The sequence below is a fragment of the Streptomyces sp. B8-7 genome (assembly GCF_058833805.1).
This window is the reverse complement of sequence record NZ_JBYRRL010000004.1, coordinates 170,320-184,797: the sequence shown is the minus strand read 5'-3', so window position 1 is coordinate 184,797 and position 14,478 is coordinate 170,320. Positions and strand designations below refer to the sequence as shown.

Below are 14,478 nucleotides of genomic sequence, written 5' to 3'. Positions count from 1 at the left end.
CCACGGTGCCTCCCGCTGCGGTAGGCCTCTCGGCGGCGGACTGCCGCACTTCAGTGACCACATCGGAGCCCCGGGAGAAGGCCACTGATGTCACCCACAGGAGGTCCGCAGCCCGATGATCAGCGTTCCGTCTACCGCTCTTGGCCTCGTGTACCGCTGGACCGACCACACCGCCAACCCGACCGGCGAAGCTCGCGCGGTTCTGCGACGTGTCCTCAAGGACCTGGGACTGTCCGGCGACGTCATCAGTGACGGAGTCCTGACCGTCTCGGAGCTCGTGGCGAACGCGCACGAGCACGCGTGCGGCCCGTACGAGGTGCACCTGCGCTCGGCTGCCGGGAGGTACATCTGTGAGATCCACGACGGGGATCCTTTCGTCCCGGCGGACCTCTACCTGGCTGCCGCGCCCTCGCGGGAAGTCGCCACGTCGGAGGACGGGAGTGCGCTGCTCACCGAGAGCGGACGGGGCCTGCGCATCGTGAACGCGTTGGCTCGGGGACAGTGGGGGTTCCACGTGACGGACTGCGGGACCAAAGCCGCCTGGGTCGTGCTGGCCGTGGCTTCGGGGCCGATGCCGACTCGCGGCAGCCAGACCTGATGGTGTGGGCTGCCTCGGCCACATCCGCGCCGCATGCGGCTACAACGGCTCAGACAGCGGCTTGGTACCTAGGCTGCGGCGTTCGCGACCTTGGGCTTGGGAACGTCGACACGCCCCATGGCCCGGTCGATCGTGATCTCGATGACCACACGCTCCGGGTCCGGAGCCGGCGTCCGCCCGTATCGCCTTCCGTAGCGCGTCACAGCATCCTCCACCGCGGCTGCGTGCGTGCGGACTTCGGCCGTGCCCTCCAGCGTTGCCCAGCGTCCTCCGTCCACTTGGCAGACAGCGACGCGCGCTTGGCCGGGAAGCGCTGACTGAATGTTGGCGACTTTCCTGCTCGATTTGCGGGTGATAACCCGGGCGACGCCGGCGTCGGCATCCACGGTGACCCCAACCGGCACGACATGAGGGCGGCCATCTGGGCGGAGCGTGGTCAGAGTGCACAAGTGGTACTCATTCCAGAACTCCAGGTAGCCATTTCCCTTGCGGTCTATCTCGGCATACATGGCCTGCAGTCTAATCGCGAATGATGTCCCAACTGTCTGGAAGTGGTCGCGGCCACATCTCTCCCCCGTCGGATCATTCAAAGGGTTCTTGGTGCCGAATGTTCTTGTTTGCTGCATTTCGTGCGCGACAAGGGCGTCTCGGCTTGATAACGAAGGTGGCCCCCTCCTGGGCGTTTGGCATGGCCGCGCCATTCGTGAGAACTGCCAGATCAAAAGCATGATCTACAACCAGGTGTGCTGATTTAGTGCGATTTGGCCTGTCGGTGTCGCCGCGCCTCGATGGTTGGTTTCCAGCCGGATCTTGATGCGGCTTCGCGTAGTGTCCGACGAAGTCCCCAAAGCCCGCCCGGGACGCTTTGCGTCGTGTCATTGCTCGTTAGCGTCAGTGACTTCGGTGTCAGGGGAGCCTCGGGCGCGCACCCGTGTGGGTCACGGATCAGGTCCTTCGTGGCCTGGATCGACGTACTGCCCTCGATGCCTGTGATTACTTTCGGCTGCGCCGCGCGGCGGGACTGGACATGGTCGAAACGGGCGCGGCCGTCGCCCGGCTTCGTGTCGGAGCAATCCACGGCTGGTGCGAAGGGGATTACTGATGTGGCCGGGAAGAACTGACCGCGACACGACTGAAGGCAAGGTGCCGGCGCAGGGCGGACTGAGCCGTCGGCGCTTGGGGCGGTGGCGTATCGCGCAGAAGCGGACGGTGGAACGAGACCTGCACCGTCGGCTGCGTCGCGAGCTTCGGGACCTCGGTGTCCAGCCGCCGCTGGACGTGAAGGAGCTGTGCCGGGCGCTCGGCGAGAGGCGAGGGCGGCCGATTGTCCTGCGGCCCTTCCCCCTGGAGAAGCCCGGACCGTCGGGACTGTGGGTCGACACGCCTCAGATGGACGTGGTGCTCTACCAGCAGGAAACGACCCCCCTGCATCAGGATCACATCATCCTGCACGAGGTGTTCCACATCATCGTGGCGGAAGACGAGCAGGCCGAGGAGGAGCAGGAAGCTCCGGACGACTTCGTCGAGGGCTGGGCCACGATGATCCCGGTGCTCGATCCCGCGCTGATCCGGCGTGTGGCCCGCCGATGCTCGTACGACGACGGGGAAGAGTGCGCCGTCGAGCTGGCGGCCACGATCATCCTGGAGTGGTCGTCGGTGCTTGACCATGTTGCACCGATGCCGGAGGACCCCGCGGTGCAGCGAGTACAGGCGGCCCTCGGCGACCGACGAGGATGGCTGTAACCCATGACCGAACTGATCCTCCTGGGCCTCGCCGCTGCCGTGGCGTGGAAGCTCTACCAGTGGTCACGAGCCCCGCAGGACGCGCCGCTGCGTTCCGTCACCCTGTGCCTGCTCACCGCCCTGCTGTCCTACCCCCTGGCCATGCCGGGTGGCGGTTCGGGCGTCGACACCGTGGCTGGGCATGGCACGGCGAAGCTCATACAGAACGTGCTGCTCCTGCTGACGGTCTACTTCCTGATGTGCTTTTACCTGTACTCCGCCGACGGTCCGACCGCCCGTCGACGGGCCCGACGAGAGGCCGTCGTCGTCGCGTTGGTGGCCGTGGCTATCGTCGTGGCCGCGGAGACGGTCCCCCATGATGTCTTCGCTGGCTCCTTCAGCACGGCGGACATGACGATCCCGCAGATCGCCTTCTTCTACGGTGTCACCGGCCTGTACCTCATGTACGCCCTCGGCGTCACTGGTCGGTGGACCCGCCAGTACGCCCGCATGTCGCAGCGCCCGCACGCGACGGGATTGTGGATGGCCGCTGTGGGCCTGAGCGCGATGGCGGTGGCCTGCGCCGTCCGCGCGGTCTTCGTGGCCGTCCGTTGGAGCGGCGGGACCGTACCGCAGCCGCTCATGGCCGGCGTCGCGGTGTTCCTCGTCGTGTCCATCCTGCTCTTCGTCTCCGGTGTCACGTATGCGGGGGCCCGCGCGAGGGTCACCTCCGCGCGGCTCTGGCTGCGGCGACGCCGTGACCACCGCCGCCTGGCCCCGCTGTGGCTGCTGCTCACCGACGCGTACCCCGAGAACGTGCTGCGGCCGGCTTCTCCGGCGCTTTGGGATCGTTGGAGGGCACATGGCGTGCACCGGCGCTACCACCGGCGGATAGTGGAATGCCGGGACGGATTGGTTGATATCAGCCCGTATCTGGCTCGCGAGGGTGAGGGCATCGAAGTCCTCTCCCTCCCCCCTGCCGTGCTGGCGGACCGCCTCCGCCAAGCCGTCACCAGGATCGGGAAGGACGCCCATCCAGCGCGTCAGGCCGTACCTCTGGCAATGCCCCAGGCGGATGACCGGGACGCGGACGTACGTCAGCTGATCGCGGTATCGGACGCGCTGCGTCTGTCCGCCTGACCATCGACGATCAAGGAGGCCGAGATGCTGATCACCGCCCGCCGAGTCCTCGTGGGCCCCGGAACGTATCTGGACGATGCCGCAGTCGTCGTCGAAGGCGACTCGATCACGGCGGTGGGGCCGCGCGCGCAGATCGCGGCGCGGGTCGGTTCGGACGACACGCACCTCGCGTTCCCCGAGGGCACGGTTGTGCCGGGTCTCATCGACGCCCACGTGCACCTGGTGTTCGACGGCGGCGCGGACCCCGTGGCCACGCTCCACGAGTCGAGCGACGAAACCCTGCTGAAGGACATGCGCCGGCGCGCGGAACAACTCCTCTCCAGCGGCGTGACGACGGCACGTGACCTGGGAGACCGCAACGGCCTCGCCCTCCAGCTGGACGCGGAGGTCGCCAGCGGCAGCACTCCCGGTCCCCGGATCGTCTCCGCGGGCACACCTGCGACCCCACCTGGAGGCCACTGCCACTTCTTCGGCGGTGAGGTTTCCGGGGAAGCCGAGGCCCGCGCTCTCGTACGGCGCAACATCGAGGCGGGCGCCACCGTGATCAAGGCGATGGTGACCGGGGGCGGTCTGACCAAGGGTGGGCCGCAGAGCTGGCAGAGCCAGTTCTCCCCGGAAGAACTCCAGGCCCTGGTGGACGAGGCCCACCGGGCCGGCCTGCCGGTGGCCGCCCACGCGCACGGTACGGATGGCATCACCGCGGCCGTCGAGGCCGGGGTGGACACGATCGAGCACTGCACGTGGATGACGAGCGATGGCTTCGACCTGCGGCAGGACGTCCTGAAGCAGATCATCGACCGGGGCATCGTGATCTGTCCGGCCGTGAGCCCCCACTGGCAGATGCTCCCCCGCTTCTTCGGCGAGGAGCGGGCGGCGGCCATGTTCGACCTTGTACGGCAGATGGCGGAGGCCGGAGCCAAACTCATCGCTGGAACCGACGCTGGAGTCCAGCGCGCAGGGTTCGACGGACTGGTGCCGGCCTTGTCGTTCTACGCGCACCTGGGCCTGCCGAACGGCAGGATCCTCGACATGGCGACTGGCGACGCGGCCGACGCGCTCGGACTGGGCGGGACGACAGGCCGGATCGCTCTGGGGTTCCGCGCGGACCTGCTGGTGGTCGACGGAGACCCCCTCGAAGACCTCGGCGCCCTGAAGGCGATCCGGGCCGTGGTCGCCGAGGGCCGCCTGCACGAGCCTGGCAGGACGTCAGGGCCTCAGTAGCCGCGCCACCCGTCCGCGGCCCAGGAGCTGCGGACGGGCGCTACTCGCCAGCGTCCGCTTCCTTCTCCTCCAGCTCCGCCACCAACTCGTTTACGAGCGCCATCGCCTTCGGTGACAGCCCCTGCGAGCCCAGCCCACGAGCCCTCACCCGGCCCACTGCCCCCTTCTTCGCGGCTGCGAGGAGTTGAAGACCCTCATAGACCTGAGCAGCCACGGCGGCGTCTGGCTCGAAGTACATCCGCGAGACGCCGACGACGGCTGAGAGCGCGTCCAGAACTGCCGGCGACGCCGTCCCGGTGATGCCTGCACGGAGATCCCGGAAGCCCTCCTCGGTGATGATCTGCGCTCCGGCGTGAGCGTTCACCGCGTTCGCCATCTCCGCATCCGAGGGGGGCCCCTGGGGGCCGGGATACGAGCTGTTCAGGAGCAGGGTGATCTTCTCGGCCAGTGATTCGGGAGGGGTGCCGAGGGCCGAGGCGCTCCCGGTTCCCGACGGTGCGGGTTCGTCAACCTGCACACCCTGCGCCTTGGCTATCGACCGGGCCTCCGCTCGCCGCAGCTCCTCCGGGCTGACCCCGTACGCCGCAGCCAAGGCCGGGACGTACTTGTCCTTGAGGCGTCGCTCTCCGCGTTCGGCCGCCGCTACTGGTCCGGCGCTCTTGGTTCCGATCAGCTCAGCCGTCTCGTACTGGTAGTAGCCGGCATCGCAGCGCAGGTCAGTCAGATCGGGCGGCCCAGACCGTGGGAACAGGTCGTCTACGTCGCGTCCAAGCGCGCGCGCCAGCGCGGGCAGTTTCTCGGGATCGGGAGTCTGCGCGCCGGTCTCCCAGCCGGCGACCGCCGAGTCGGACACTCCCAGCGCCTCGCCAACGGCAACCTGGTAGATCTCGGCGGCTCGCCGTACCGCGCGCAGTCGACCTCGGTCGAAGTGACGAGCAGGCATCGGACCTCGATTTTTTGTGCAAACTGGAGTCGATCCAGTGCGTTGACTTTTTCTTCGGTCGGGAATAGTTTCAGCTTAGCGAAGAGCGGGCGGCGTTGCATGCTTGCTCGATCTTCGTCTTCGAACCCTTCCAAGACTCTGGGTCGCGGGAGGGAGATCTCGGAGTCCCCTGCGACATCCAGTGCGCGGAGAACTCTCAGAACGGGTCGGTGCCGGGGCTCGCCTCTCGGGCTGTGAGAGGTGCTCGGCTTTGGCCCGGAGGGGCACGGAGCCCTCTGCGGCAGCTTGGGCGCCGAGCGGGGGTGCGGTGTCCGGGCGGGCCGTGAGTCACGACCGCCCACCAACCTAGCGACATATGTCGAGTTGGCGTCGAATCGGCTCAGCACCCGCTGCCAGCTGGAGTGTTGACCGCCGTCTGCATATGTTGCTGGTCCCTCGGCGGGAAACGCCGACGTCAGGTCAACACGTGGGAGGGAAGTAGGAACCACCCCAAGCGCCACGGACGCGCTTCCTCCAGGGGAAATGAAACCGGCGCCCAGAAGTTAGCCGCTTCCGGACGCCGAGCCCGCCACCCGAAGGGGGCGGATCCATAACCGGAGCGGGTCGGCTGACCTTTTCGACGAGAACGGCCGCCCCACTCCACCTACGAGTGAGGAATTCTCGCATGCCCGAGTCCCGGAACGGAAGGGCCACCGCCGCCCGGCCCGTCCAGGCCCCCGACCCTGCCAGCGGATCCCGCCGGCGCCGTCTGGCCGCCCTCCTCGCGGACATGGTGCCCGGCGCTCGCACCGTCCGCGTCTCGCAGCGTGAACCCGAGCGGACCTGGCCCAGTCCTTACGCCCGCGCCTACGACGTGCAGGGGAGGCCCGTAACCCTCAATCGGGCCCAAGGGCTGACGGCCGCGCGCTGGGTGATGCGTACCCACCCCGGGGTGAACTGGGACGAGGCGCATGACCTCGATCTCGCCACCGGTGTCCTGCGCCCCGCCGCCGAGGCGTACGCGGTCGCGGACGGGAGGCGTTGACCGTGGCGCGGATCCGAACCTTCAAGCCCGAAGCCTTCACGTCCGAGTCCCTGGCGCAGGTGAGCGTCTACGCCGAGCGGACCTTCTTCGGCCTGATCAGCCGGGCCGACGACCATGGCCGCGTCCGGGACCAGCCCGCCGCGCTCTGCGGAGAGCTGTGGGCCGTTCGCGGCGGGCGCACGCCGGTCGACGTCGAGGACGACCTGATCCAGCTCGCCGCCGCCAACCTGATCTGCCGCTACGAGGACGACGAAGGCAAGCGGTACCTCCACATCGTCACCTGGTACCGGCACCAGAAGATCAACCGCGCGAGCCGCAGCCGGCTCCCCGAGTGCTCGAAGCACGGCGCCGGGAAGCCGAAGCCGGACGTGTCGCAGGTCCACGGAGACGTCCCGGAGTCCTCGGTGAAGACTCACGGAGGACTCACTGAGGACGCACGAATCCCCGCCGAATCCTCCGGAGCGCACGAAACCGCAGGTCGCGAGGTATTCAGTGAGTCCTCACTGAATACTCACGGAGGGAGCGCTGAGCCTGCGGTGAGCCCTCACGCCCTGGATCTTGGACCTAGGAACCTGGATCTAGGAACTTCTTCCCCTTCGGGGGGCGCGAGCGCCCCCGCACCGGAGACCACCTCGGCCCAGCAGCTCATCGCCGAGTACACCGCCGCCTGCGTACACCGCCCGCCCAGCGGCGTCCTCGGTCACCTCGGCCGCGAGACGGCCAAGCTCCTCGCGGAGGGCATCGAGCCCGGCCACATCCGCGCCGGCCTGGCGCTCCACCGCGCCAAGGGCCTGCACCCCAGCACGCTGCCGAGCCTCGTCCACGAGGCCATGAACGCCACCCGGGCCGGTTTGGTCCGGCCGGAATCCCGGCCTAGCGTGCCGGGTCACCGGGCCTGGGCCAATCCCGCCGACCCTGCCGCCGCCTACGCCGAGGAGCTGTGATGCGCGACTACGACGCCCAGCCCGTCGGAGGCATCGCCCGCCGCCTGGCCGGCATCCTCACCTCCCGGGGCATCGACCCGAGCACCAAGCTCACGGACCCGGCCGAACCCCTCCCCGCCCTCCAGGCGGCACAGGCCCGTATCCCGGCCCGCTACCGAGCCGCCGTCGCCGACCACCCGGCCGTCGCCGGCTGGGTCCGCGAGGTGGCCGAGCGGGGACGCCCCGGACCCGAGGGCGCCCCGGGACTCGCCGAGGGACGCTCGCTGCTGATCGTCGGCACCACCGGGACCGGCAAGACGTACCAGGCGTACGGAGCGGTCCGCTCGCTCCTGATCGCCGGGGTCCGGCTGCGCTGGAAGGCGATCACGGCCGCCGACCTGTACGCCGAGCTGCGACCCCGCCCGGGACACGACGGTGAGCGGGAGCTGCTGGACCTGGCCCGCTGCCCGCTGCTGATCATCGACGACCTCGGCGCCGCGAAGAACAGCGAGTGGACCGAGGAGATCACGATGCGGCTCATCAACCGCCGCTACAACGCGATGCTCCCGACCCTGATCACCACCAACCTCGGCATGGCCGACCTGCGTGCCCACATCGGCGACCGCGTCGCCTCACGGCTCACCGAGATGACCGACCGGGTCATCCTCGACGGCCCCGACCGCAGACGAGCCCTCGCGGCCGAGCGACGCCACATCGCCGCCGCCCGCGCCTGACCCTGCCCACGGCGACCGACACCGTCCGGTCCCTTCCCGCACCAACCCCCAGGTCGCTCCTGCACGAACGCGCCCTGGGGGACACGGAGACATCCCCATGCACCACACCAAGACCCCGCAGCCCCGCACCCTCGGCGACCACACCTGGCGCGACCAAGCCGCCTGCCGCTCGACCCCGCACCACCAGGTCGACCCCGAGCTCTTCTTCCCCGAGCCCGACGAGGTCGACCGCATAGCCGCCGCCAAGGCCCTGTGCGCGCAGTGCCCGGTCCGCAGCACCTGCCTCGACGCCGCCCTCGAGAACGGCGACCGCGACGGCATCCGGGGCGGCATGACCGAAGAGGAGCGAGAGGCCCTGCACAGCAAGTTGGGGGGCCGCCTCAGCTACTCCCGCGTCAACGAAGCCCTGGCCGGCCGCGACATCCACCTCACCAAGGCCGAGCGCAAGGCAGTCGTCCGCGCCGCCTACCAGGCCGACATCCCCGCCGAGCAGCTCGCCCGGATGCTCAAGGTCACCGAGGCACACGCCGGGAAGCTCTACCGCCGCACCCGCCGCGAGATCCGCAACCGCGCCGTCGACCAGCAGAAGAAGGCGAACGAGGCAGCGAAGAAACCCGACAACGCCCCCCAGGTCCTGAAGAATCCCGCCGCCAAACTCCCGGCCCGCGACGACCTCGGGACGGCGGCGTGAGCCACATCGCGCCCGTACCGGCGCGGATCAACGCCTGGGACCGGGCCGCCGTCGTCGCCCTCGGCGGCGCGGGATGTGCCCTCTCGTACGACGCCCTCCAGCAGATGGCCACCGCGATCCACGTCCGAGGGCTCCTGACCTACCTCTTCCCCCTGGTCATCGACGGATTCATCGCCTACGGAGTGCGTGCCCTCCTGGTCCTGCGTACGGCTCCACTCGCCGCCCGCTGCTACGTGTGGACCCTGTTCGGCACCGCGACCGCCGCCAGTATCTGGGCCAACGCCCTGCACGCCGTACGGCTCAACCAGCAGCACGGTGGGGCGGGCCTTCGGCTCGGTGACCTCACCGTCGGAGTCTTGTCCACGCTGGCCCCGCTCGCCCTGGCCGGAGCCGTCCACCTGTACATCCTGATCGCCCGGCGGGCCACCGAGGTCGACCCGTCCGGACACCCGGAGACCTCCGGCGGCCGGACGGAGCGGGTCACCGGTCACCGCCCGGACACCCACTTCGGCTGGGGCGGACGAGGCCCAACCCCGGTCACCTCCGGTCACCCCGCCGCGTTGCCCGGCCCGGACACCGACCGCCCGGCGGTCACCCAGCAGCCGGACACCTCGGAGACCCACACCCCGCACACCGTGTCCGGAACGCGGGAGAAGCCGGTCGAACCGGAGCCCCAGCACGGTGGCCGCGACGCTGACCAGGGCGGACACCCCGCTCCCAGACCCCGCCCGGTCACCCACCCCGTCGATCCGGCCAAGCGTTCGGACGCCGCTTCGGGCGCGGCCCCGGAGGCCGGGCCCACCGCCCGTCCGGACGACGGCGCCCGCAAGTCGGCCCCGGTCACCGACGAGCAGCTTCTCGCGATCGCCCGCCCGGCGGTCACCGAGGCCGGCGACCTGACCCGGAAGGTCGTCGCGGACGCCATCCGCGGTCACGGACACGGCCTCGGCAACGACCGGCTCACCGTCCTGATGCAGCACCTCCGCAAGGAAGCGGACAAGGCTCCGGACACCCGGACCGGCTGACCGGACAGCCCGCTCGGCGGGTGCCCCACCCCGGACATCCGGACCGGCGCACCCGCCGAGCGCACGACTCCCTCCCACTCCACACACGTACTGGAGCCGCCACCATGCGCACCACCACGGCCACCCGAGCCGAAGCCGACGCCTGGATCACCGTGCTCAGCCGGTACGGACACCTCCATCACGCCGAACCCGGCCCCGACGGAACCTGGACCGTCCAGCGCACACCCACGAGCACACCCCGCACCCTCCACCACCCCGTCCTCGCACTCGACTTCGTCGCCGAAGTCCTGCGCGACGTACGTCGCGACCCCTCCGGACTGCTCCGATGACGCCCACCGATCGGCCCTCCGCCCCCGCTGACCTGGGCGAGGGCTACTGCCCGGCACGAGCCCGAGCAAGCTGTACCTTCCGAAACTCCTCCGCAGCCACGGGCGGCGGAGGAGTTTCGGAAGGGCTTGCCCCCGCCCCCGAAAGGGCGGCGGAGGCCCGGCACCAGGGGGTGCCGGACTCTGGGGCTGCGACCGAGGGCGGATCGCAGCCGGAGGGACAAGAAGCCGCGCGTTCCACGCCGCGTACGCGCCCCCGCATGCGCCAGAGCGTCCACCGCGACCAAGTCCGCAGCGTCCGCCTGACCCGCGACGAACTCGACACCGTCAAGCGCGCCGCCGAAACGGTCGGCCTGAAGACCGCCGGGTTCCTCGCCGACGCCGCGGTCGCGGTCGCCCAGGCCCAAGGCGGTCCCAAGGCATGGCTGTTGGACCAGCGCGGACGCGTCGAGGAACTGATGTCCGCCAGCGCCCAGCTCGCCCGCGCCGGCAACAACCTCAACCAGGTGGCCCGCGTCCTCAACTCCGGCGGACATGCCGAGTACGCCGACGACGCCGTCGCCCGAGTCCTGCGCGCCGCCGCCCGCATCGAGGCAGCCGCCATCGAGATGGCGAGGCGCTGACACCGTGGTCCCGGACATCTCCACCGGCAGCCGCACGTACGGACTCCTCGCCTATCTCTACGGCCTTGGCCGCCGGGACGAACACACCGACCCGCACCTCGTCGCAGCCTGGATGCCGGAACTCGCACCCGACCCCGGTCGCGACCCGACCGCCACCCTCAAGCAGCTCACGGACCGGCTCGACCTCCCCGTCCTCGCCCTACCGAAGGACCGCCGCCCTGCCCAGCACGTCTGGCACTGCCCGGTCCGCACCGCCCCCGGTGACCGGCACCTCACCGACGCCGAATGGGCCGAAGTCGCCCGCCGCATCGTCCACGCCACCGGCATCGCCGAGGAAGGCGACGACAAGGCGTGCCGCTGGATCGCCGTCCGCCATGCCGACGACCACATCCACATCGTCGCCACCCTCAAGCGCGAAGACGGACGAAGCCCGCGCCGCCACCAGGACGGCATCCGTGCTCAGGCCGAGTGCCGCAGTATCGAAAAGGAGTGGGGCCTGCAGATCCTCAACGAAGGAGACCGCACCGCCGCCCAGCGCCCCACCAGCGCCGAACGCGCCAAGGCGGAGCGCACCGGCCGAGCTGAGCCGCCCCGCGAGACGCTGCGTGAGCACGTCCGCCAGGCGCTGGCCGGCGCCGCCGACGAGGACGAGTTCTTCCGCCGCCTCACCGAAGCCGGCCTCCGACTCGACAAGCGCCTCGCGCCCTCCGGCGACGTCCTCGGATACAAGGTCGCCCTCCCCGGCGACCGCAACCGTGACGGCGAACCCATCTGGTTCCCCGGCTCCCGCCTCGCCCCCGACCTCTCCCTCCCCAAGATCCGCCAACGCCTCGCCGCCGGACCGCCCGAGGACGAGCCGACGTCGACGACGGGACCCGCCCCACGCTCTGGGCGTCCGGCAAGCGCGCGTCGCGACGCCACCCGCGTCGCCGAACAGGCCGTCACAGTGCTCACCGGGGACGACGACGCGGCAGGCGCCGCCCAGCTCGTCGGCATCGGCGAACTCCTCGACGCCGTCGCCCAGACCGCCCCAGCCTCTACCCGCAAGGAACTCGCCGAGGCCGCCCGCGCCTTCGAACGCGCCACCCGCTCCCACACCCGCGCCGAGCACGCCGACCACCGCGCCCTCCGCTCCGCCGCGCGCGGCATCGTCCGGGCCGGCAACGCCCTCGGCAAGGGCGAAGACGGCGGCGCCACCGCGATGCTCCTGTCCACGATGGTCCTCGTCACGATCGCCGCCATCCACTGGCACTCCGCTCGCGGCCACGCCCAGCAGGCCGCTGCCGCACGACAAGCCGCGCAGCACCTGCGGGCCGCCTACCGGTCCGCAGCCGCCACCCCCATGAAGGAGATGCGCGAGCAAGGCCGCCGACTCCCCACCCCTGTACGCGATCGCTACGCCCACACCGTGGAAGCCGCACTGCCTGGGCAGGCCAGCCACATCCTGCGTGAGCCCGGCTGGGACGCGCTCGCCGCTACCCTCGCCCAAGCCGAACGGGCGGGACACGACCCCGACGCCCTGCTCCAGCAGGCGATCGAGTCCCGCGAGTTGGAGACCGCCGACAGCGCTACCGACGTTCTCGTCTGGCGCCTGCGGCGCATCGGGAAGCTGCCCGCCACAGCGGACCTGTCCCGCACACGAGCGCACCAGCGGACACCGACGCCGCCCCGAGCCTCGAAACCGCAGGCAGCCGAGCCCACGGTTCGCAACGACACGAACAGCTCCCGCAGGTCGGGACCCCGGCGCTGACCAGCACCTCAAAGGGTTGGACGCCCACGGCCAGCGGTGTTATGGCTGGTCAACAACAGGACGAGGAGACGATGCCGATGCTCAGCGAAGACCTCCGGACCCGGAGAACCGTGCTGCCGGAAACGGCACCCGACGACCCCTTGCTGAGACTCCAGAAGGAGACGCGGCTCGGCGACGGCATCATCCGTCTCCGCGCCACCACCCACCCCGAGGAGATCCGCGTCGGCGGCATCCTGGTGATGTGCCCGAACTGCGGAGCCCGGCGCGACTGGATGGTCATCTGCGACCGCAGCCAGATCAGCATCCGATGCCGGTGCGCGCACCAGTGGGTCGAGTCCGAGCTGACGCGCGCGGACTACGAGGCGGTGATCGACATCGGCGGCCAGGACTACCCGAGCCTGGAGGCCGCAGCCCAGGCCGTGGGATACGACGGCACGCTCGCCGGTACCTATCTGTTGGAGCCGAGGGGCGAGTAGGAGCCCGTGCCGGAGGCATCCGCCGCTGGCTTGACGAGGCGGTCCGAGGCCCGCTCGTGGAGGCAAGCGTGGCCGAGGTCATGGGAGCGGCGCTCTATGCCTGTGTCCAGCGGCTTTCCAGTTCGGCGATGTCCGGCTCGTGGGCTGCGGCCCACCGCATGGCGGTCGGTTGAGAGGACCGGGGGTTGTCCGCACACCGCCGTAGGACCGCGAGCATGAGGTTAACGGCTCGGGCTGCCGACTCCATGGAATAGTCGACGAACTGCGGGGCGGTATTTGTGCCCAAAGGGTGAGGCGCCGTTTGCCGCGGGCTCTCCTCCGCGTGGGCTGCGGCATCCCGGAGGCTGAATAGCCATTCGAATTCGGTGACCCATCGGGTTTGCACGGGGCCGGTCTCGAAGAAGATCTTCAACGCCTCGCGGATCTTCCCGTGTCGCCGAGTGCGTCTGCCAGCCCACTCGTCACGTAGGGACTGGGGTACGGCCGTGGATCCGTAGAGGGCATCGAGGGCGTGGGCTGAAGCCGCTACCGCGACCAATGATGCGTCGAATTCCTGACGCATCCAGTGAGACACCTCCGCGGTGCCGCTCGCCCGAAGCGCCGCATCACGGGCACGACGCGCCGTACGTGCCTGATCAAGAGCGACGCTTGCCCAGATCAGCCAAAGATGGGTCACCGTCTGGATGGAAGCCGACTCAGCCATTGCCGACGCCTCCGCCACCCCGGCATGCGCCTGTACGTCTTCGCCCTTGGGCGAGGGCTTCTGGACTTCTGTGTCCTCGTGCTCATCTCCACCTGAACCACGTCGAATCACGAAACAACCATAGTGGGTGGTTACGGTGGATTCGCGGAACTCCGGTCAGAGTCAAAGTCGCTGATCCTCATCAGCCCTGGGCGCGGAGCAGTCCTGACCTGCTGGCTGTGCCTCGGGTCTTGCGGCACCACATGCATCGAGGGGCTGCCCTGGTTGGGGCAGCCCCTCAGTGTTGGATGCGCGTTGTGGTGTCAGACGCCGGCAAGATGGTTGGCGAGGTGCAGCGCGTCGATGGCCACGGACAGCGCGGCGTGCAGGCTGATGGTCTCCAGCAGCGTGGGGTGGACGACCGGGGTCCAGTCTCCGTGGAGGTTCGGCCAGGTGGCGAGGGTGACGTCCGCCGAGGCCAGGCCAAGGTGGGCGGTGACGTTCATCCCGCCTGAAGGGGCGGATTCCCAGAGCAGCAGAACGGAGCCCGGACGAAGGGGAGCTCGGTCTTGTGCGGACACCCAGGTCGTGGGAACCGGC

General features: G+C 69.9%; 17 protein-coding genes. 13 read left to right on the top strand and 4 right to left on the bottom strand.

Annotated elements, in window-relative coordinates:
• Positions 1–115 precede the first annotated feature (115 nt).
• On the top strand, positions 116–598 hold the full coding sequence (locus tag AC5K6T_RS20715) for an ATP-binding protein (RefSeq protein WP_493211144.1): 483 nt from the start codon (positions 116–118) through the stop codon (positions 596–598).
• Between the two features lie 68 nt (positions 599–666).
• Here the strand turns inward: AC5K6T_RS20715 and AC5K6T_RS20710 are convergent, their stop codons facing one another.
• Entirely contained in the window at positions 667–1,107 is a 441-nt protein-coding gene (locus AC5K6T_RS20710; protein ID WP_493211142.1) for a pyridoxamine 5'-phosphate oxidase family protein, read from the bottom strand.
• A gap of 700 nt (positions 1,108–1,807) precedes the next feature.
• Here AC5K6T_RS20710 and AC5K6T_RS20705 point away from each other — a divergent pair.
• Genes AC5K6T_RS20705 through AC5K6T_RS20695 form a run of 3 tightly spaced genes read left to right on the top strand, consistent with a single transcriptional unit; the run spans position 1,808 to position 4,681 of the window.
• Positions 1,808–2,341, top strand: a complete 534-nt coding sequence (locus AC5K6T_RS20705) for a hypothetical protein (RefSeq protein ID WP_493211140.1) — start codon at positions 1,808–1,810, stop codon at positions 2,339–2,341.
• Positions 2,342–2,344: 3 nt separating this feature from the next.
• Complete coding sequence (locus AC5K6T_RS20700; protein WP_493211138.1) at positions 2,345–3,460, top strand: MAB_1171c family putative transporter; 1,116 nt, start codon at positions 2,345–2,347, stop codon at positions 3,458–3,460.
• A gap of 24 nt (positions 3,461–3,484) precedes the next feature.
• A complete protein-coding gene (locus AC5K6T_RS20695; protein WP_493211136.1) occupies positions 3,485–4,681 on the top strand; it encodes an amidohydrolase family protein in 1,197 nt (398 codons plus the stop codon).
• A gap of 40 nt (positions 4,682–4,721) precedes the next feature.
• On the opposite strand, the gene AC5K6T_RS20690 is transcribed toward AC5K6T_RS20695, so the two are convergent.
• Entirely contained in the window at positions 4,722–5,624 is a 903-nt protein-coding gene (locus AC5K6T_RS20690; RefSeq protein WP_493211135.1) for a helix-turn-helix domain-containing protein, read from the bottom strand.
• 664 nt (positions 5,625–6,288) lie between these two features.
• On the opposite strand from AC5K6T_RS20690, the gene AC5K6T_RS20685 reads away from it, so the two are divergent.
• From AC5K6T_RS20685 to AC5K6T_RS20645, 9 genes are all read left to right on the top strand, one after another.
• Positions 6,289–6,648 (top strand): hypothetical protein, encoded by a 360-nt coding sequence (locus tag AC5K6T_RS20685; RefSeq protein ID WP_493211133.1) that lies wholly within the window; start codon positions 6,289–6,291, stop codon positions 6,646–6,648.
• Between the two features lie 2 nt (positions 6,649–6,650).
• Positions 6,651–7,592, top strand: a complete 942-nt coding sequence (locus AC5K6T_RS20680) for a hypothetical protein (protein ID WP_493211132.1) — start codon at positions 6,651–6,653, stop codon at positions 7,590–7,592.
• The gene (locus tag AC5K6T_RS20675) at positions 7,592–8,305 is read left to right on the top strand and encodes an ATP-binding protein (RefSeq protein ID WP_493211130.1); all 714 of its coding nucleotides are present in this window, start codon (positions 7,592–7,594) and stop codon (positions 8,303–8,305) included. The genes AC5K6T_RS20680 and AC5K6T_RS20675 overlap by 1 nt, the downstream gene beginning before the upstream one ends.
• A 97-nt stretch (positions 8,306–8,402) precedes the next feature.
• Entirely contained in the window at positions 8,403–8,996 is a 594-nt protein-coding gene (locus AC5K6T_RS20670; protein ID WP_493211128.1) for a WhiB family transcriptional regulator, read from the top strand.
• A complete protein-coding gene (locus AC5K6T_RS20665; protein WP_493211126.1) occupies positions 8,993–10,021 on the top strand; it encodes a DUF2637 domain-containing protein in 1,029 nt (342 codons plus the stop codon). Before AC5K6T_RS20670 ends, AC5K6T_RS20665 begins: the two co-directional genes overlap by 4 nt.
• Positions 10,022–10,125: 104 nt before the next feature.
• A complete protein-coding gene (locus AC5K6T_RS20660; protein ID WP_493211124.1) occupies positions 10,126–10,350 on the top strand; it encodes a hypothetical protein in 225 nt (74 codons plus the stop codon).
• Positions 10,351–10,607: 257 nt separating this feature from the next.
• Positions 10,608–10,970: a plasmid mobilization protein gene (locus AC5K6T_RS20655; protein WP_241518649.1), complete on the top strand. Its 363-nt coding sequence runs from the start codon at positions 10,608–10,610 to the stop codon at positions 10,968–10,970.
• 4 nt (positions 10,971–10,974) lie between these two features.
• The gene (locus AC5K6T_RS20650) at positions 10,975–12,720 is read left to right on the top strand and encodes a relaxase/mobilization nuclease domain-containing protein (RefSeq protein WP_493211122.1); all 1,746 of its coding nucleotides are present in this window, start codon (positions 10,975–10,977) and stop codon (positions 12,718–12,720) included.
• A 77-nt stretch (positions 12,721–12,797) separates the two neighbouring features.
• Positions 12,798–13,196 carry a hypothetical protein gene (locus AC5K6T_RS20645; RefSeq protein WP_493211120.1) on the top strand — a complete coding sequence of 133 codons (399 nt, stop codon included), beginning with the start codon at positions 12,798–12,800 and terminating at the stop codon, positions 13,194–13,196.
• Between the two features lie 94 nt (positions 13,197–13,290).
• On the opposite strand, the gene AC5K6T_RS20640 is transcribed toward AC5K6T_RS20645, so the two are convergent.
• Entirely contained in the window at positions 13,291–14,010 is a 720-nt protein-coding gene (locus AC5K6T_RS20640; protein ID WP_493211118.1) for a hypothetical protein, read from the bottom strand.
• 191 nt (positions 14,011–14,201) lie between these two features.
• The gene (locus tag AC5K6T_RS20635) at positions 14,202–14,384 is read right to left on the bottom strand and encodes a hypothetical protein (protein ID WP_493211116.1); all 183 of its coding nucleotides are present in this window, start codon (positions 14,382–14,384) and stop codon (positions 14,202–14,204) included.
• Positions 14,385–14,478 lie beyond the last annotated feature (94 nt).